Source organism: Synechococcus sp. MIT S9220 (assembly GCF_014304815.1).
Taxonomy (GTDB): Bacteria; Cyanobacteriota; Cyanobacteriia; order PCC-6307; family Cyanobiaceae; genus Synechococcus_C.
In genome coordinates, this window is record NZ_CP047958.1 from 1,323,108 (window position 1) to 1,338,130 (window position 15,023).

Here is a 15,023-nt window from a genome sequence, read left to right on the forward strand (position 1 = left end):
AGTTGACCGGACTCCGCCCGGAATGAGGAGGCTAGACCACGGGCAGATCCCAGTGCTCAACGGGGATCGAGGGTCTGAGCAGACGGTTCCGCCTCACGCAAGCCCCTGGCCAAGGCCACCCAGTGTTCTGGTGCCACGTCCTGAGGCCGCTGCTGCAGATCAATGCCGGCCTGCTGTGCCAGCGCCTGGAGCTGATCCGGCGGTTTGACACCGGCAAGGGTGTTACGCAGCATCTTGCGTCGAGCCAGAAACGCCTGTTTGAGCAATCGTTCCACCCCACGGCAGAGCTCGGGATCTGGGCGCTGATCCGCCGGCAGGGGGTCAAGTCTGATCACCTCGGATTGAACCTTCGGAGGCGGCTGAAAGCAACGCGGCGGCACAGGGCAAACGGTTTGGCAACGGGCCAGAAGCTGCAAACGCACACTGAGAGCACTGAAACTGCTGTGTCCGGCACGGGCTCGAATGCGCTCTGCCACCTCTTTCTGGACGAGCAGGATGAGCCTTTCGTAAGGCGGATCCACGGGCCGATCCAGACGACCAATCAGCCGATCGAGCAGCGGGCCAGTGATGTTGTACGGAATGTTCGCCACCACCTTGGAAGCCGGAGAACCGTCAGGAAGTGTCAGAGGAACGTTGAGAACATCGCCCTCACAGAGTGAAAACCGCGATTGGGCTCCATAGCGCTCGGTCAGACCTGACACCAGATCTCGGTCCAGCTCGATCGCATGCACCATCGCGGCAGGACTCCTGAGCAGTCGTTCGGTCAGAGCACCCCGTCCTGGTCCCACCTCGAGAACACGGTCCCCCTCCACGAGTTCTGCCGACTCGAGAATCCGATCAAGAACCCGTTCATCCCGCAGCCAGTGCTGTCCAAACCGTTTGCGGGCCGTATGTCCTGCGAAGCTCATGTCATGCGGGCCATGGGTTCACTGTGCACCAGAGCAGAGGGCGCGGAACGCAATGATGAGGGTGTTGAGATCTGGCGCGTTTGATGAACAGATCTGCCCTGCTGATCTGTATCGCCGGCCCCTCCGCAGCAGGCAAGACCCACTTCAGTGAGGAGCTGAAAACGTCGCTCGCGCAAAGCGGGATTGCTGCTGTGGTGATCGGCTTCGACGATTACTACCGCGAGCACTGGACACCGGATTCGATCTATGGATTCGACACGGTCGATGCCATCGACAGGGATGCACTGATCGACGATGTTCAGGCCCTGCTCGAACGCCGTCTGCAGCATCGACGCCGTTACGACATGAGCACCAGGGACGTCAGCTGGGAGTCTTTCAACGAGATCTGGGATGTTGTGCTCCTGGAGGGTGCGTTCGGCCCCCAACTGCTGATGGATCATCTCGATCCTGATCTTCTGATTTATCTGAGCGCACCCCTACCGATCAGGGTGATTCGCCGCCTGCGCCGTGACGTCCGCGAACGCCAGCGAAGCCCACTGTCGGTCTTGCGTCAGTCAGTGATGCAGATGCTGCCGGGAGAGCGGCGGTTCATCCATCCGCTGAGACGTTCGGCTGATCTGGTGATCCGCGATCTTCCAACGGGTCTTTCGCTGGCTGTGAAACGGATTGAAGGTCTGATCAAGAGATCCTGAGCTCCGGCACCCTGATCCAGCGCACAGGCCTGGAGCTGGGTGGCAGCGGCACCAGCGCTAGCACCACCTCGAGATGCCCCTGATCACACCAGGGATGACAGGACTGCCAACAGGCAAGCGTTCGAGCCAGTCGTCGGCGCTTGGACCTGGCAAAAGCTCTCATTCCCCAACCATCAAGACCACATCGACGCCTGGCTTTGACCTCCACCAGCAGCAGACGCAGACCTGAGCGGCCCGATTTGACCATCATCAGATCCAGTTCCCCGTAACGACAGCTCCAGCGCTCAGCCAGGCAACGCCAGCCACGGCGTTTCAACAGATTGAGAGCACGACGTTCTGCCCAGCGACCTGGATCGCTCTTCGCATCAACAGCGCACAAGACTCGTCTCCCTGGATTCTCGAAGTGTTCCCCCCTGAAGCCAGCAATCAGGCCCCCTAGGCTTGGGCCACGCTTTTGATCCGCTGATGCAACGACATCTGCTGGCCTTCCTGCTTGCTCTCGTCCTGCTGATTGGTCTGCCTCTGCAGCCGGTGCAGGCCGCGATGGACTACGCCAAACAGGTGCTGATCGGTGCTGATTTCTCCAACCGGGAGATGCAGGGGGTGACCTTCAACCTCACCAACCTGCGAGAAGCTGATCTGTCTGGCAGCGACCTGCAAGGCGCCAGCCTCTATGGAGCCAAGCTTCAGGACGCGAACCTCACAGGAACCAATCTGCGTGATGCCACGTTGGATTCAGCAGTGCTTGATGGCACCAACCTCACAGATGCCGTTCTGGAGGATGCTTTTGCCTTCAACACCCGATTCATCAATGTGACGATCACCGGTGCCGACTTCACCAACGTGCCGTTTCGCGGTGACGCACTGAAAACACTCTGTGCCGCTGCTGATGGCACCAACCCTGTGACCGGACGCGACACCCGTGACACCCTCGGCTGCCCATGAGCTTCGACCCCCGCAGTCTTGAGCGGCTCAGGCAACTGGGACGGCAGCTTCCTGAGCCCATCCCTGCACCAGAAGCCGAAACTCAACGCTCTGCAAAAACCAGCCGACCGCGCCACAGAGTCGAAACCGAGCAGGACCCCAAAGCGCTGTTTCATGAACTGATGCAGGTGAGCCAGGACGGCACCGTCCCTGAGCATCTGATGGCGAGATTGCGGGATGCAGAAGAGCGGGTCGACAGTGAGCGACGCCAGAAGCTGAATGCGCCATCCCCCTTGACGCAGGATTCGCCCTCCCAAACAGCGGTCCCCACCCGCTCGACCGGCAAGGGCAAGAACACCCGCCCTCAACGCCGTGATGTGGTGCCTGGCAGCGAAGAGGACAGCCTGTATGTGGCTTTCGGGCAGATGTTTCTCGAGGAACAAGACGACGAGACGGAGTAACGCCGCTGTGCCATGAACATCTCCCGATACCGGATCATCGCGGTCGGAAAAGTGCGCAAGCGATGGGTTCAGGACGGTGTGGAGCTCTACCTCAAGCGCCTGCCTGGGCTAACCATCACTGAACTGCGAGACAGCAGCCGTGACAAGGAGGTCGAAGCGATCCGTCAGGCCTTGCGTTCCGATGAGTTGCCGGTGCTGCTGATGGAGCAGGGCAACACCCTGACCTCGGTGGACTTCGCTGATCGTTTACGGGACTTTGGCTCCGAGCGTCTGGCCTTTGTGATCGGTGGCGCTGACGGCTTCACCGATGCATTCAAGAGCTCGGCCCGATGGCAACTGAGCCTTTCACCCCTGACCTTTCCCCATGAGCTGGCGCGATTGCTGCTGGTTGAGCAGCTCTACAGAGCGCAGTCGATCCTGCAGGGGAGTCCTTATCACCGGGCCTAAAACCAACACCAATACGAGGTTCAGGCTGGCCAGGCGCTGAGTGCGACAGCTTCGAATTTGGCGATGCTGATGGTCCAGGCGCGCCCACAGATGGCTTGAAGACTCGCCTGGAAGGCCTCGGTGTCGCCACTGTTGAGCCAGTCGGCTTTGAGCCTGGGGAGGTCTTCCGGCAGACACTCCATCGGCAATTCTACCAGCAGCAGACTCTCCACGCCGCAGGCGCGACGTAACGGCCCCCCATCACTGCGCTGCCACAAACGCAGCAGCAATTCCAGGGCCAGCGAATGGGCCACCTGCGTGGGCTGCTCCGCAGCAGCGGCTTCTGCACTGAGGGAACGCCCGGCCAGCGGCAGAGCCCTCTTCCCCTCCTGCTCGATCAGGGCGAGGGCAACGAGATAGGGGGCAGCAGCCATCACGACAACGTCAGTGAGCGCATCCTCTCCGGTCAAGGCCGCGATGGCGCCGAATGCGGATCATGGCTGAACTGGATTTGCGCAGACAACCTGCCGTTCATGACAGCACCAGCTCAGGAGCCGAGGACCATTCTCTGCTTCGGCGACTCCAACACCTGGGGATTCAACCCCGACGGTGGTGGGCGACTGCCCCACGACACACGCTGGCCAAATCAGTTGGAGCAGCAGCTCAACCGGCGTGCGTCCGGCCAGGCCTGGCGAACGATTGAGGACGGTCTCAATTCCCGCACCTGGCTGCTCGACGATCCCATCGGCGCAGCCAGGTATGGCGCGCAATACAGCTGCAGCGGCCGCTCAGGCCTGATGACGTCGTTGCACAGTCACAAACCCATCAACATGGTGATCCTGGCGCTGGGCTGCAACGACTGCAAGGACTATCTCAACCTGTCCGCCGAGCAGATCGCTGATGGCGCCCGCATCCTGATGCATGACATCCGCAGCGCGCTCAACTGTGGCCCGCGCGAGCGGCCCGACCGGCCCCCCAACATCGTGCTGATGACACCACCGTTGGTGAAGATCACGGCACAGTCGCTGGCCTGGGGATTCGATGGCGCCGACACGAAATCCCAGGCATTAGCCAGCTGCTATCTCCAGCTCGCCGACGAACTGGAGGTGCTGGCGTTCGACGTGCAGACCGTGGCCAGCCCCTCACCCCTTGATGGCATCCATTTCGATAGCCAGGCCCAGTCCGCAATCGCTTCAGGCCTGGCGGATCTCATCGCCCCAACCTGAACGCAGAGCACAACCAATCACCAGCCACCTGAATAGAACGCCTGTACTATTCTGTACGTGTCGACCTGTTGAACCCATGGCAATGGAGATCGATCGCTCCTTTCTCCAGCCACCGCAACCCCTAAGCCCCCAACGAACGTCAAGGCAGCTGCCACTGGCCGGAGAGCGTGTGGCCGCAGGCTTCCCTTCTCCGGCAGAGGACTACGTGGACGTGGGGATTGACCTCAACGACCAACTGATCCGGCATCCCACCAGCACCTTTTTCCTGCGTGTTAGCGGCGACTCCATGACCGGTGACGGCATTCACGACGGCGACCTTCTGGTTGTGGACCGCAGCCTTGACCCCCACCCCGGACGCGTGGTGGTGGCTGTTCTCGATGGCGGCTTCACCCTCAAGCGCTTGGTCCGCCATCACGGCCGGCTGCGCCTGGAAGCAGCCAATCCCAACTATCCACCTCTTGATCTGCGGTCCTGCAACGACGTGCAGATCTGGGGGGTTGCCATTCATGTGATTCATCCCCTCTGAACGCCATGGCTCAGGTCACCGCGCTCATCGACGCCAACAACTTCTATGCCTCCTGCGAGCAGAGCCTGGATCCTGCCCTGATCGGCCGCCCAGTGGTGGTGCTCTCCAACAACGACGGCTGCATCGTGGCCCGCAGCGCCGAAGCCCGTGCACTCGGCATTGCCATGGGCACTCCGTATTTCAAGGCCAAGCAGACACTGGAACGGTGCGGAGTGGTGGTGCGCAGTTCCAACTACGCCCTTTACGCCGACATGAGCCAGCGACTGATGAGCCTTCTCGAGAGTCAGGTGGAGGAGCTGGAGGTGTATTCCATTGATGAAGCCTTCGCTCGCATCAGTCGTCCAGCGGCGGTAGATCTACGGCCCTGGGGCCGGCAGCTGCGTGCCCTGGTCCGTCGCAATCTGGGACTGCCAATCGCCATCGGCCTGGGAGCCAGCAAAGGCCAGGCGAAGCTGGCGAACCGTCTCGCCAAGGTGGAGGCCAGCCATGCAGGCCTATTCGATCTCGGGCACTGCAGCCATCGGGACCATTGGCTGGAAACGATCGCCATCGAAGACGTGTGGGGAATCGGTCGCAAACTCGCTGCCTGGTGCCGACTGCGTGGTGTGCGCAACGCCAGGGAACTGCGAGACATGGCCAGCGGCCCCCTGCGGGCCAAAGCGGGTGTGGTCGGCCTGCGCTTGCAGAGGGAACTCCAGGGGCATGCCTGTCTTCCCCTCGATCTGGCCCCATCCCCGAAGCAGGAAACCTGTGTCAGCAGAAGCTTCAGTCGACCCATCACGTCTCTGGCGGAGCTGCAAGAAGCTGTGGCGACCTACGTGGTGCGTGCCGCGGAAAAGCTGCGCAAACAGCAGCAACGCGCCGCCTCTCTAAGCGTGTACACCCGCACCAGTCCGTTCGCGCCTGGCTTCTACAGCCGCAGCGCCAGCACCCATCTGGACCTGCCCAGCAACGACACCCAGATGCTGCTGAACGCCGCGCTGCCACTGGTGGAACGGATCTTCCAGCCCCACCGTCAGCTTGCCAAGGCCGGGGTGCTGATGGAGCACCTGCAGGACACGGAACAACTGCAGCATCACCTGCTGGTGCCTTGCAGTGCAGCACACCTGCAACGGCGAGACACGCTGATGAACACCATCGACGGTCTCAACCGCCGTTATGGACGCGGCACCGTGCAGTGGGCCGCCTGCGGCCTGCATTCCGGCTGGTCGATGCGACGGGAACGGCTGGGCCGGGCAGCCACCACACGACTGAGCGATGTACCCGTGGTCCAGGCCTGAACAACAGCAACAGGGTTCTATGAAAAAATCTGGCCTCTATCGATGGAAGGGTTGTGTTGCGGCGAATCCCGATCATTGCTGCGGGTGCTGTCCTGCTTGGGGCCACAGCGACTGTCGCCGAGCAGGTCACCCTCAAGCTGAGCAACGGCGACACCCTGCACGGGGAGCTGATCCCTTCCGAAAGCACAGACACCACAACGGTGCTGCAGCACCCAGTGCTGGGAAAGCTGAGCATCCCGAAAACGGCGCTGATGCCCGAACCCAAACCGAAACCATGGAAGCTGAGTCTCTCCGGGGGAGTGACGGGATCCAATACCGACAACGATCTCGACGCCGGGGGAACAGCACAGCTCGACACGAGCTACACCTCAGGCGCCGACAAAGTCTCGTTGAAAGTGAATGCCCAGTACGAGGTCTCCCGTGACGAGGGAGAGACCAGCAACTCAACAGACACCAATGAAGGCGACGCTGAACTGCGCTACATCCGCAGCTTGAACAGTCGTTTGCACGCCTATGCAGGTGCACACTTCAACTACGACACACTGAACTTCAGCGGAACCGACGCATTTGAAAGCTCAATTGGCCTCGGTTACGACCTGATCAAGACCTCAAAAACACGGCTCACCGTGTCCCTCGGTCCCTCCATTGAACAAATCTGGGGAGGGGATGGATGCAACGCAGACCCAGTCTGTGGACAGACCTTCGCAGCAACAACAGCGAGAGCTGAACTGGAATGGAAGCCCAGCTCTGCCACCAGCCTCACGCTGACCAATACCTATACCGGGGCATACGTGAACGGAATCTCAACCAACAACATCTTTTCGATCGCGCTGAAAGTCTTCCCCATGAACAATCAGCGCCTGTTCACATCCCTGAACGGCCAAACGATCTACAACGAACTGCGCAGTCCAAAGGTCAACAACAACATCTCCATCCAGGTGGGGGTGAAGCTGGACTGAGCCTGAGCGGACGTCATGGAGATGACTCAGGCCAGATGGCTTTGCATTGCGGATCTCTCGACAGTGCAGCGGATTTCGCGCGTTCCGTTTCTTCTGGATCGAGGTAGTGCGCCGCCAACAGCAACATCAGACGCTTCAAGGCCTTTGATCCCTGATCGGCAGTGAGCCAACCCAATCCGTAATAGGTGCAAGTGGCATCAAGCCAACCCTTGGCTTCACCCTGCAATCTGAGCTCCAGATCATCCATGGCCGGAATGGCCATCACCGGAGAAGCACAAAGACAAGAAGCAGCAGTGAGAGCAATCAAAAAACGATGCATTGAACAACAACGTCTGAGGACATGTTGCAGTAACCACAATTGAGTGAACCGAACGATGGCCAACGCGGAAAGCAATGCAAGAGCCTTCAATATCGCAACAGACCCAAGCAGCGATCGAGCCAGGAGCTTCGACTCCTTCCTGCCACAACACGTGCTAAGTGCTTAAACCGTGAGCTGCAGTGACTGCTCGGCCAAGGCCCGGAAAATCTCCTGCTTCTTGCATTCAAGGAAATCCTGCTCGTTGGGATCGCCGCCCGGCCAATGACGCAGTGCATCGCAGGTTGTCTTGTATTCCAACCTCAGAGCGTTCAAGTCGTACGAGAAGGTGGCAACAGGCTCGTTCATGGGACACACGAGATGATGAAGAGATTATTACAAGTTTTCATGCTGTCTTGACGTAGCAGCAGCAACAGTATCCATTTTTCGCAAGGGACATTAAGTAGCCGTTGAGCTTTTCGCGAGCCGCAGCTGTGCGGATATCTCCGTCACGGACAACAACAGGATTTCGCGATGGTTTCGCTGTTCTTTCTTCGCTTGTTCGAATGACTTACGAAATCCGCAACTGGGCCGTCATTGCTGCCGCCATGGAGAAGCAAGGCGCCACTGATAGCCAGATGTATCGACGCGCAAAGGCTATGGCCAACGGCAGCGTTGATCCGATGCCGACAAGCCATCCCGCCGCTCCTTACAGCATTTCAGTGGCCTGAGCCTTTCAAGGTCGGTTCAAATCCTGGGGAGGCCAACGAACAAGCCTCCCTTTTTGATGCGTTGCAATAACCAGGGGCTTCACCAAGGTGCGCGAAAGGGTCGACCTGGGTTACACCTGAAAGAACCGCTTTTGGTGCTATGCCGTCAATCGACAAGAACGCAACGCAACAGAAGAAATCTGAGGCCTCAAAACCGCTCACTCTGCTGGCCCGTCCCGTGTATCCGGGGACACGCGGAACACCCCACACCAACAACTGAAGAACGATTGCCGGACTTCAAAGCGCTGGCATCCAAGGGGCTACATACAACAGCCCCTTGGATGCCATCAACGTGGACTGAAGCCATCCTTAAACGAGAAAGAGTCGCGGCATGAACGAGAAGAACACGACTGACTCCTGGATCCATATCGAAACATTCAACGAGACGCATTCCTGGAAGCAAACCTGGATGTTTCTCGGAGGTGCGGTGGTGCTGTTTGCATTCGCACTGCTTTATGAGATCGACAAAGGCTTGCATTGCAAGCCCAGCGAGGCCTCAACCAACTCGCAAATTCTCACCAGCCCTAGCCCTGCACAAGACAGACTCACAACGATCAATTCAGACATCTTGTTGGGATAAACCAAATCTGTAAGCTCACAAATCTGGCAGCCAAGACGACGAACAATCAAAACATGAACAAGTGATCAACACTTACAATTGAAGGCCATAAATCAATCACTGCAGTACGTCTTCAACCACTCTTAAAATGGCTTTTTGAATTTTCGAAGCATCGTTCAGATTAACAGTAATTGTATCCTTCATCATCTGAACTTCAACTTCATCAGTTGCTAATAACAGTTGTCCTAACGAAGCTGATGGATCAAGCCGAGCTGATCAGTGCTTGAAATCTCGGCGTAGAACTTGATGCAATCCTGCTCAACCACACTTCAATTGAACATCTGATCAACAGCACGCATAACGGCCACCTACAGACGTTGACGAACAGCCAGCAAAAGACTTCCCGCTCCCGCTCTAAGGCCAGTTTGCGGCCCTAAATCACGTCCCAGCAAGAAACGTTCTTCCGCCTGTTGGCAACGCATCACATCCTGAATGCGACGGTCCTGTTCCCTCTCCAGACACGGATGGTGCGTACAACCTGATTCAGACAAGCAATCACAAATGACACGACACACGCTTTTGGCACAACAAACAACAGATCGCCGTCCTTAAGGTTTGCTCAATAATTGATCAGCACGTTTTTTGTTAACCCCAAATTCACCACTGGGTCCAAGGCAGACAACTGCTGACCCTGTCAATCTCTACACCGAACGTCTCAATGGACGTATGGCCATGCTGGGGCTGGCCATCGGAGTAACCGTGGAAGCACTCACCGGCAAAGGCATCCTCAACCAGGTGTTTGGTCTGTTCAGCTGACCCGATTGGGTTGAAGTTCCGATGCTCTTCAACGGTCCATGAGCTACGACTGAAGGATCGGTACGTTGACCATGACCGAACTCTTCAACAGACCATCTGCAAGTCGCGATTCAAAGGTGTTGATTCATCTTTCCGAATGGCTTGAGAAGATCTGCATGCAGATGCTGTTGACCCTGGCGTTATGGCCGCTGAAGTTGATGTACAAGCGTCCGAGGCCAGAAGAGTCATGGCCGGCCTGGCATGCCAATCAAAAACTCTGCATGGCAGACCAGCGTTACTGCTGAAGGGACATCAACCGAGATCCCAACAACTCTCCAAGGTGAGCTGCTCCAACGTCTTCTGCTTGAAACAGCGCACATCACCCAAACGAGGGAAGCCGCCGTTCAAACCGTGGGAGTTGTCTTGGCTTGAATTGCACAGGTTGCGGTCAGAGGAGGAGCGGCCAAACCCCGAATATCACTGGTTAAAGCACCGGTTGAACGATCCAAAACATTGGAAAGGTATGACCCCGTGTAGGGCAGCTCTTTCCCAAACCTCACGTGCTCAGGTGTAAACGAGGCTGGATATTCCGTACTGCTGCGGAATTCAGGCTTGTAAACCCAAGCTTTGCCAGCCTTCTCATCAAGCGTGATTTCCCAGATGGTTCCATCCAATCCGAAGACATCACAACGCAGATACACCAGATCGGCTTGGGCAGGGTTGAACCATCCCTCCATTGCTGCAAGCGCAACCACCCCAATCAGGCCGGCAACAGCAGAACCCATAACCACCCGAACGCGACTGTCCATTCACCAAAACAAGTTGGTGAAAGGGTGCTCGATCTCGATGCAGAACACATCCCCCCAGCGAGTGATCGTGCCTCCTGGCGATCAGTAGAAATCCTGAACAGCCTCAACAGCCAACGCGCGCTAGCACCAGGGTCGGTGGCCTCTGCACTGAGCTGAAGCATGGGAGAAGAACACCCACTTGGGGGATGAGCCTCAACACAACCTGTCCTAGAAAGGCATGAGTGATGAGGTCTGCCCATGGCGATCCCAACCCCAACCTGTGCCTGTGAGCCCTGCGATTGCACGATTGCTCCAGACTCTGCAGTCGAAAAAGATGGAAAGCTGTTCTGTTCTCAGCCTTGCGCTGATGGTCATGCCGGTGGAGATCAATGCTGCACCAGCTGCGAGTGCTGTTGATTCCTGAACACAGTCCATAAAGAAAAGCCCCACCCGGCAAGAACCAACGGGATGGGGCCCTGAGTGCTGCTGGCGTTGCTGATGGTCATGGCCAAGTCTTCTGGAAGGGTCCATCAGCCATGGCAGAAGAACAACTCAAAGCCTTTCTTGAAAAAGTCACCCGAAGATGTTGTGAGTAACGCCTGATGCGAGGCTCCAGTCCTGCCGTTCCGGCCTCCTATTGAAGATCAATACCCCCTTTGAATCGTCAAGTGGCTGAACTATCAGAATCAAGGCAGGCCCATGCTGAATGATCGACGTTTCATGGCTCACCGAACGATTTTCACTGAGGTTCTCTTATCTCATGAAAAACTCTCCACAACTGAGCCAATCGTCGATGCAAGGATAAAAAATGTGCTCACAGCGATAAAAACACCAATGAGAACTGTGGGATTAACATCGCTGACCGCTTCTTCACTCAGAGCCTGAGTGTTGCCATTAGCAAGCTTGTCTTCCATACAAATCGTTCATACTCTCCTCAGCTTATGAGACAAAACCGTTGGATCTTTAAAGCGGCAATCAAGATACCCAAAAGGCATGGCCGCCGTTAAGATTGATCGAGCCAAAAGAAGCATTCGCGATCGATCAACGTTGGATTGTGTAAGTTGCTTCATAAAACAACAACAACAAGACTGCCAGTTGTTGTTGTTTTGACTGACTGATTGAGAGGCAAAACGGCTTTAGGGTTGATCAGAACACCCTTTCACTGCCTGAGTGCATCTTGAGGCTTCAGTGATCACTCCATGGGGGGATCTGCCTGACCAGAGTCAGTGGTTGGAGCAATTGCGGCAGGTCAAAACTTGCGGAGCTCACGCTGCCGTCCAGTTCTCGACGGGCGCTGCATTGAATCCTGCTGACCAGTTGTCGTTTGTGCTGATGGCATGTCGTTGTCGCAGTCGCAGCGTGGTTCTTTGATTGCCAGAAAAATGACAGCAACGGCAAGCAGCGCAACAGCGATCGAGTGAATCGGCGCAGTTTTGTTGTTCATGAGGCCCAAGAACATTGGTCTGCGTAACGCCAATCGATCCGGGCATATCCACTGGCAAGCATGGCCAACTGCACATTCATCTCGTCGACAAACAGCTCAGCGACAGTCCGGCCATAACGGTCGATCGAGATGCGTCGAAGCCCGACGGATCGTCCCACAACCATCCCGCGAAGGTGATCCCGGGCAGCCCTCGCGGGAAGAGGGGCAGCCCGTTTTCCCCTCAGTTCAGGGGTATCGATGCAAGCCAGCCGAATCCTCTCGCCATCGGTTGTTCGGCAGGTATCACCGTCGTAGCAATCGCTGATGGTCACACTCTCAGGAGCTGCCGTTTGAGCCGGCGCTGCAAGCATCGCCGTCGCCAGCAACTGGATTGCCATCGATCGAAGCTGCATCAGATCTGGCCTGCATCTGAGCTTGGGCAAGCCATTTCCACTATTGGAGGTTTTGCCATCCAAGGCAATGCGCCATTCGACCGATGCCAAAAACGCCTCTGCGGGTGGAGAGTGAGGCCACGCAATCGGAGGAACCAAGCTTGGTCGACACTCCACCTGAGCAGATCGCAGAAGCAGACTGACTTCTGGCCCCTGCTCCAACAGTCTCAACAATGACCTGGGTTGGTCCTTTGGTCGGCAGACCTTGTGCGCCACGCCAATCGACGCTCCACTCGCACCGCCCTAGGTGCCCTCGGAGACAACGACCCGACACCTAGAGCGCATGGCCCCAGGGCGCCTCTAGCCAGAAGCTTCGACCCCTTCCTTTCTCGACAAGCGATGGGTTGAACAATGCACAAACGAGCGACTTAGGCCGTCTTTCCACCAGGAAGGGCGGCCTTCCTCTTTGCGCCCATCACTCGAGGTGAGGCATCAGATTCAGAGCTGGTCAATAAAAAAGCCTCGCCAAAGCGAGGCATCTCATCAATCGTCGCTCGATCATCTGGCGTAGGAGACACCGCGATAAGCAAGCTGGGGGTGAAGCTCACGAGCTGCCTGCTGGCGACGAGCGTTGTAGTGCTCGCGTCGGTAGGTGAGTTCAACACTCTGCTTTTGCACCGCAGTGTGATGAGGGGTGTAGGTCTGACCTCTGTAAATAAGAGCTGTCATGGATGGTTCCTCGAAGCAAGTTCAGGTCCCCGTTCCTTGGCCTGAATCGAACTGCGCCTCTCCGAAAAGAGGTGAACGTGTTGGTAGCTGTTGCTACAGACGTTTTATAAGACAACTCTCAAGGGGTTGGTCGTTCGAGTGGATACAAAACGGACCAATTCCCCCTGCACCGGCAGCTCCACTGGTCTGCTCAGAGATGGGGATAGGCATTCGCCAAACCCCAAACCGCCAAAGCTGTAATCGAGGCAAAGGTCATGGCCGCCCAGGCCGCTGTACTCGAGCTGGAGCTTTTCGACAGTGGCAGTTGGATTTTGCGGGCCATCAAATCACAGTTCAATCATCTCCGTAGTGGCTCATTCCATCCCCGATCGCCAGTGATATCAGTGAGCCCTAACCATTGAGGCTTTCAATCCAGAGAACAGCTGGTTTTTAGAAAGCTTCAGGTCTTTGATCAGACAGGGCAAACCAACTGCACCGCATTGGATCTTGAGGAGAACAAGAGCACAAAATTGTCGCCATGGCCATTTAATCCAGTTTGCTCACGCAGCAAATCAGTACTGGCCAGAGCCAGGCCACAGGTCTCGCAAAACAACACCGGCAATGTTGCAGCACTGCCCTGCATGGCCTGAAGGTCTAAAGCCTGCCGGACTGCACGCTGCGATCGTTCAAGACCGAGTCGCTCCACCAGAGCAGGCCAGAGATCGTTCACCGGTGCGCTGGCCGCGAAATCAACGGATGGATGAGACATCAGACAGGCAGCTGTTCGATCGCCACCACAATCATCTGCGGTGAGACCTCAATCACATCCAGAGGATCCTGGTTATCGAGATAAGCCTCGAATGACGAAAAACGTTCAATCCGGGGAGCCGCCTCCTTCACGGCACAGGCCGCAATCCAGTCGTTGTCGTCAGGCTTGACGGTCACATAGGCCTGCAAAGCCTCCTCCAGGTCACCGCCATCACCGATGCCCTCCCCATGCCAGAACGCTTCGAAGAATTCAGACATCGGACACGGGGAACGACCGTTTTGATCATGACTCCGACCCGAGCCGCTGCCCAGTGCCTAGACGCTCAAGAATGGGGATAAGGGACGCGCAGAACGATGCAGGATTCGCTGTTCAGGCTTGATGGTCAGGTGGCACTGGTCACGGGATGCCGCAGAGGCATTGGCCAAGCCATGGCGGATGCACTGGCTGAAGCAGGAGCCGACATTGTTGGAATCAGCGCCTCACTCAACCCTGACAGCAGTGAGGTGGGAGACGTGATTCGCAGGCGTGGCCGCCGCTTTTCTGGTTTTCGCTGCGACCTCAGCGACCGCAATGCTGTTGACCACGTGCTTGAACAGGTTCTGAGCCAACATCCAGTCATCGACGTGCTGGTGAACAATGCCGGCATCGTGCGTCGGGCTCCGGCAGAGAAACACAGCGATGAGCTCTGGGACACGGTGCTGGAGGTCAACCTCAGTGCACAGTTCAGAGTGAGTCGCCGAATCGGGACGCTGATGCTGGAGCGAGGCAAGGGCAGCATCATTTCCACCGCCTCGATCCTTAGTGATCAGGGTGGATTGAATGTGGCCAGCTACGCCGCCAGCAAAGCGGGCCTGGCCAACCTCACGCGCTCACTGGCCAATGAATGGGCAGGACGCGGCGTAAGGGTGAACGCCATTGCACCCGGATACGTGAAAACAGAGATGACCGAAGCGCTGCAGTCGGATCCACTGAGATCCAGACAGATTCTGGAACGCATCCCCGCTGGTCGCCTGGGATCACCTGATGACCTGCGCGGCCCGGTGGTGTTTCTCGCCAGTGATGCCTCGCGCTACGTGCATGGAGAGACATTGGTCGTGGATGGCGGTTGGATGGGTCGTTAAC

At 57.2% G+C, this 15,023-nt stretch carries 25 protein-coding genes; 13 read left to right on the plus strand and 12 right to left on the minus strand.

The window, feature by feature from the left end; translation table 11 throughout:
• Positions 1-56: 56 nt before the first annotated feature.
• A complete protein-coding gene (gene rsmA, locus SynMITS9220_RS07030; protein ID WP_186988155.1) occupies positions 57-908 on the minus strand; it encodes a 16S rRNA (adenine(1518)-N(6)/adenine(1519)-N(6))-dimethyltransferase RsmA in 852 nt (283 codons plus the stop codon).
• 83 nt (positions 909-991) lie between these two features.
• Here rsmA and SynMITS9220_RS07035 point away from each other — a divergent pair, with 83 nt between their 5' ends.
• Positions 992-1,600 (plus strand): uridine kinase, encoded by a 609-nt coding sequence (locus tag SynMITS9220_RS07035; protein WP_186988157.1) that lies wholly within the window; start codon positions 992-994, stop codon positions 1,598-1,600.
• Here the strand turns inward: SynMITS9220_RS07035 and SynMITS9220_RS07040 are convergent.
• The gene (locus SynMITS9220_RS07040) at positions 1,587-1,979 is read right to left on the minus strand and encodes a YraN family protein (protein ID WP_186988159.1); all 393 of its coding nucleotides are present in this window, start codon (positions 1,977-1,979) and stop codon (positions 1,587-1,589) included. The two genes, SynMITS9220_RS07035 and SynMITS9220_RS07040, sit on opposite strands and share 14 nt — an antisense overlap.
• Before the next feature lie 86 nt (positions 1,980-2,065).
• Here SynMITS9220_RS07040 and SynMITS9220_RS07045 point away from each other — a divergent pair, with 86 nt between their 5' ends.
• From SynMITS9220_RS07045 to SynMITS9220_RS07055, 3 genes are read left to right on the plus strand one after another with little or no spacing between them, the layout of a single operon-like run.
• Positions 2,066-2,545: a pentapeptide repeat-containing protein gene (locus tag SynMITS9220_RS07045; protein WP_186991974.1), complete on the plus strand. Its 480-nt coding sequence runs from the start codon at positions 2,066-2,068 to the stop codon at positions 2,543-2,545.
• Positions 2,542-2,985, plus strand: a complete 444-nt coding sequence (locus SynMITS9220_RS07050) for a hypothetical protein (protein ID WP_186988161.1) — start codon at positions 2,542-2,544, stop codon at positions 2,983-2,985. The genes SynMITS9220_RS07045 and SynMITS9220_RS07050 overlap by 4 nt, the downstream gene beginning before the upstream one ends.
• Before the next feature lie 12 nt (positions 2,986-2,997).
• Complete coding sequence (locus SynMITS9220_RS07055; RefSeq protein ID WP_186988163.1) at positions 2,998-3,432, plus strand: 23S rRNA (pseudouridine(1915)-N(3))-methyltransferase RlmH; 435 nt, start codon at positions 2,998-3,000, stop codon at positions 3,430-3,432.
• Between the two features lie 20 nt (positions 3,433-3,452).
• Here the strand turns inward: SynMITS9220_RS07055 and SynMITS9220_RS07060 are convergent, their stop codons facing one another.
• Positions 3,453-3,845: a hypothetical protein gene (locus SynMITS9220_RS07060; protein WP_186991976.1), complete on the minus strand. Its 393-nt coding sequence runs from the start codon at positions 3,843-3,845 to the stop codon at positions 3,453-3,455.
• A 99-nt stretch (positions 3,846-3,944) separates the two neighbouring features.
• Between SynMITS9220_RS07060 and SynMITS9220_RS07065 the strand changes: the two genes are divergently transcribed.
• The 4 genes from SynMITS9220_RS07065 to SynMITS9220_RS07080 all read left to right on the plus strand — a co-directional run bounded on the left by SynMITS9220_RS07065 (position 3,945) and on the right by SynMITS9220_RS07080 (position 7,402).
• Positions 3,945-4,637 carry an SGNH/GDSL hydrolase family protein gene (locus tag SynMITS9220_RS07065; protein ID WP_186988165.1) on the plus strand — a complete coding sequence of 231 codons (693 nt, stop codon included), beginning with the start codon at positions 3,945-3,947 and terminating at the stop codon, positions 4,635-4,637.
• 82 nt (positions 4,638-4,719) lie between these two features.
• On the plus strand, positions 4,720-5,163 hold the full coding sequence (locus SynMITS9220_RS07070) for a LexA family transcriptional regulator (protein WP_115126096.1): 444 nt from the start codon (positions 4,720-4,722) through the stop codon (positions 5,161-5,163).
• Between the two features lie 5 nt (positions 5,164-5,168).
• Positions 5,169-6,443 (plus strand): Y-family DNA polymerase, encoded by a 1,275-nt coding sequence (locus SynMITS9220_RS07075; protein WP_186988167.1) that lies wholly within the window; start codon positions 5,169-5,171, stop codon positions 6,441-6,443.
• Between the two features lie 53 nt (positions 6,444-6,496).
• Positions 6,497-7,402, plus strand: a complete 906-nt coding sequence (locus SynMITS9220_RS07080; RefSeq protein ID WP_255482963.1) for a DUF481 domain-containing protein — start codon at positions 6,497-6,499, stop codon at positions 7,400-7,402.
• A 13-nt stretch (positions 7,403-7,415) separates the two neighbouring features.
• On the opposite strand, the gene SynMITS9220_RS07085 is transcribed toward SynMITS9220_RS07080, so the two are convergent.
• The gene (locus SynMITS9220_RS07085) at positions 7,416-7,664 is read right to left on the minus strand and encodes a hypothetical protein (protein WP_255482965.1); all 249 of its coding nucleotides are present in this window, start codon (positions 7,662-7,664) and stop codon (positions 7,416-7,418) included.
• Positions 7,665-7,883: 219 nt separating this feature from the next.
• Entirely contained in the window at positions 7,884-8,066 is a 183-nt protein-coding gene (locus SynMITS9220_RS07090) for a hypothetical protein (RefSeq protein WP_186988171.1), read from the minus strand.
• 197 nt (positions 8,067-8,263) lie between these two features.
• Here SynMITS9220_RS07090 and SynMITS9220_RS07095 point away from each other — a divergent pair, with 197 nt between their 5' ends.
• The 3 genes from SynMITS9220_RS07095 (at position 8,264) to SynMITS9220_RS07105 (ending at position 10,126) form a co-directional block, all read left to right on the plus strand.
• Positions 8,264-8,428, plus strand: coding sequence for a hypothetical protein (locus SynMITS9220_RS07095; RefSeq protein ID WP_186988173.1), 165 nt, complete (start codon positions 8,264-8,266; stop codon positions 8,426-8,428).
• Between the two features lie 1,240 nt (positions 8,429-9,668).
• Entirely contained in the window at positions 9,669-9,842 is a 174-nt protein-coding gene (locus SynMITS9220_RS07100; RefSeq protein WP_115126092.1) for a high light inducible protein, read from the plus strand.
• A gap of 71 nt (positions 9,843-9,913) precedes the next feature.
• The gene (locus SynMITS9220_RS07105; protein WP_186988175.1) at positions 9,914-10,126 is read left to right on the plus strand and encodes a hypothetical protein; all 213 of its coding nucleotides are present in this window, start codon (positions 9,914-9,916) and stop codon (positions 10,124-10,126) included.
• Positions 10,127-10,225: 99 nt separating this feature from the next.
• On the opposite strand, the gene SynMITS9220_RS07110 is transcribed toward SynMITS9220_RS07105, so the two are convergent.
• A complete protein-coding gene (locus SynMITS9220_RS07110) occupies positions 10,226-10,606 on the minus strand; it encodes a hypothetical protein (RefSeq protein ID WP_186988177.1) in 381 nt (126 codons plus the stop codon).
• 261 nt (positions 10,607-10,867) lie between these two features.
• Here SynMITS9220_RS07110 and SynMITS9220_RS07115 point away from each other — a divergent pair, with 261 nt between their 5' ends.
• Positions 10,868-11,026 carry a metallothionein gene (locus SynMITS9220_RS07115; RefSeq protein ID WP_074160771.1) on the plus strand — a complete coding sequence of 53 codons (159 nt, stop codon included), beginning with the start codon at positions 10,868-10,870 and terminating at the stop codon, positions 11,024-11,026.
• A gap of 341 nt (positions 11,027-11,367) precedes the next feature.
• On the opposite strand, the gene SynMITS9220_RS07120 is transcribed toward SynMITS9220_RS07115, so the two are convergent.
• The 6 genes from SynMITS9220_RS07120 to SynMITS9220_RS07140 all read right to left on the minus strand — a co-directional run bounded on the left by SynMITS9220_RS07120 (position 11,368) and on the right by SynMITS9220_RS07140 (position 14,158).
• A complete protein-coding gene (locus SynMITS9220_RS07120) occupies positions 11,368-11,523 on the minus strand; it encodes a hypothetical protein (RefSeq protein ID WP_186988179.1) in 156 nt (51 codons plus the stop codon).
• A gap of 526 nt (positions 11,524-12,049) precedes the next feature.
• Positions 12,050-12,430, minus strand: coding sequence for a thermonuclease family protein (locus SynMITS9220_RS07125; RefSeq protein WP_255482966.1), 381 nt, complete (start codon positions 12,428-12,430; stop codon positions 12,050-12,052).
• Between the two features lie 552 nt (positions 12,431-12,982).
• A complete protein-coding gene (locus SynMITS9220_RS07130; RefSeq protein ID WP_186988181.1) occupies positions 12,983-13,153 on the minus strand; it encodes a DUF4278 domain-containing protein in 171 nt (56 codons plus the stop codon).
• A 190-nt stretch (positions 13,154-13,343) separates the two neighbouring features.
• A complete protein-coding gene (locus tag SynMITS9220_RS13370; protein WP_255482967.1) occupies positions 13,344-13,475 on the minus strand; it encodes a hypothetical protein in 132 nt (43 codons plus the stop codon).
• Between the two features lie 129 nt (positions 13,476-13,604).
• Entirely contained in the window at positions 13,605-13,901 is a 297-nt protein-coding gene (locus SynMITS9220_RS07135; RefSeq protein WP_067097922.1) for a hypothetical protein, read from the minus strand.
• Positions 13,901-14,158, minus strand: coding sequence for a hypothetical protein (locus SynMITS9220_RS07140; protein WP_067097925.1), 258 nt, complete (start codon positions 14,156-14,158; stop codon positions 13,901-13,903). The genes SynMITS9220_RS07135 and SynMITS9220_RS07140 overlap by 1 nt, the downstream gene beginning before the upstream one ends.
• Positions 14,159-14,254: 96 nt before the next feature.
• Between SynMITS9220_RS07140 and SynMITS9220_RS07145 the strand changes: the two genes are divergently transcribed.
• On the plus strand, positions 14,255-15,022 hold the full coding sequence (locus SynMITS9220_RS07145; protein ID WP_186988183.1) for an SDR family oxidoreductase: 768 nt from the start codon (positions 14,255-14,257) through the stop codon (positions 15,020-15,022).
• Position 15,023 lies beyond the last annotated feature (1 nt).

Coding starts and splice junctions, on each gene's coding strand:
- rsmA (WP_186988155.1), bottom strand. CDS start 908: ATGAGCTTCGCAGGACATACGGCCCGCAAACGGTTTGGACAGCACTGG.
- SynMITS9220_RS07035 (WP_186988157.1), top strand. CDS start 992: ATGAACAGATCTGCCCTGCTGATCTGTATCGCCGGCCCCTCCGCAGCA.
- SynMITS9220_RS07045 (WP_186991974.1), top strand. CDS start 2,066: ATGCAACGACATCTGCTGGCCTTCCTGCTTGCTCTCGTCCTGCTGATT.
- SynMITS9220_RS07050 (WP_186988161.1), top strand. CDS start 2,542: ATGAGCTTCGACCCCCGCAGTCTTGAGCGGCTCAGGCAACTGGGACGG.
- SynMITS9220_RS07055 (WP_186988163.1), top strand. CDS start 2,998: ATGAACATCTCCCGATACCGGATCATCGCGGTCGGAAAAGTGCGCAAG.
- SynMITS9220_RS07060 (WP_186991976.1), bottom strand. CDS start 3,845: ATGGCTGCTGCCCCCTATCTCGTTGCCCTCGCCCTGATCGAGCAGGAG.
- SynMITS9220_RS07065 (WP_186988165.1), top strand. CDS start 3,945: ATGACAGCACCAGCTCAGGAGCCGAGGACCATTCTCTGCTTCGGCGAC.
- SynMITS9220_RS07070 (WP_115126096.1), top strand. CDS start 4,720: ATGGAGATCGATCGCTCCTTTCTCCAGCCACCGCAACCCCTAAGCCCC.
- SynMITS9220_RS07075 (WP_186988167.1), top strand. CDS start 5,169: ATGGCTCAGGTCACCGCGCTCATCGACGCCAACAACTTCTATGCCTCC.
- SynMITS9220_RS07085 (WP_255482965.1), bottom strand. CDS start 7,664: ATGGCCATTCCGGCCATGGATGATCTGGAGCTCAGATTGCAGGGTGAA.
- SynMITS9220_RS07090 (WP_186988171.1), bottom strand. CDS start 8,066: ATGAACGAGCCTGTTGCCACCTTCTCGTACGACTTGAACGCTCTGAGG.
- SynMITS9220_RS07095 (WP_186988173.1), top strand. CDS start 8,264: ATGACTTACGAAATCCGCAACTGGGCCGTCATTGCTGCCGCCATGGAG.
- SynMITS9220_RS07105 (WP_186988175.1), top strand. CDS start 9,914: ATGACCGAACTCTTCAACAGACCATCTGCAAGTCGCGATTCAAAGGTG.
- SynMITS9220_RS07110 (WP_186988177.1), bottom strand. CDS start 10,606: ATGGGTTCTGCTGTTGCCGGCCTGATTGGGGTGGTTGCGCTTGCAGCA.
- SynMITS9220_RS07115 (WP_074160771.1), top strand. CDS start 10,868: ATGGCGATCCCAACCCCAACCTGTGCCTGTGAGCCCTGCGATTGCACG.
- SynMITS9220_RS07120 (WP_186988179.1), bottom strand. CDS start 11,523: ATGGAAGACAAGCTTGCTAATGGCAACACTCAGGCTCTGAGTGAAGAA.
- SynMITS9220_RS07125 (WP_255482966.1), bottom strand. CDS start 12,430: ATGGCAATCCAGTTGCTGGCGACGGCGATGCTTGCAGCGCCGGCTCAA.
- SynMITS9220_RS07130 (WP_186988181.1), bottom strand. CDS start 13,153: ATGACAGCTCTTATTTACAGAGGTCAGACCTACACCCCTCATCACACT.
- SynMITS9220_RS13370 (WP_255482967.1), bottom strand. CDS start 13,475: ATGGCCCGCAAAATCCAACTGCCACTGTCGAAAAGCTCCAGCTCGAGT.
- SynMITS9220_RS07135 (WP_067097922.1), bottom strand. CDS start 13,901: ATGTCTCATCCATCCGTTGATTTCGCGGCCAGCGCACCGGTGAACGAT.
- SynMITS9220_RS07140 (WP_067097925.1), bottom strand. CDS start 14,158: ATGTCTGAATTCTTCGAAGCGTTCTGGCATGGGGAGGGCATCGGTGAT.
- SynMITS9220_RS07145 (WP_186988183.1), top strand. CDS start 14,255: ATGCAGGATTCGCTGTTCAGGCTTGATGGTCAGGTGGCACTGGTCACG.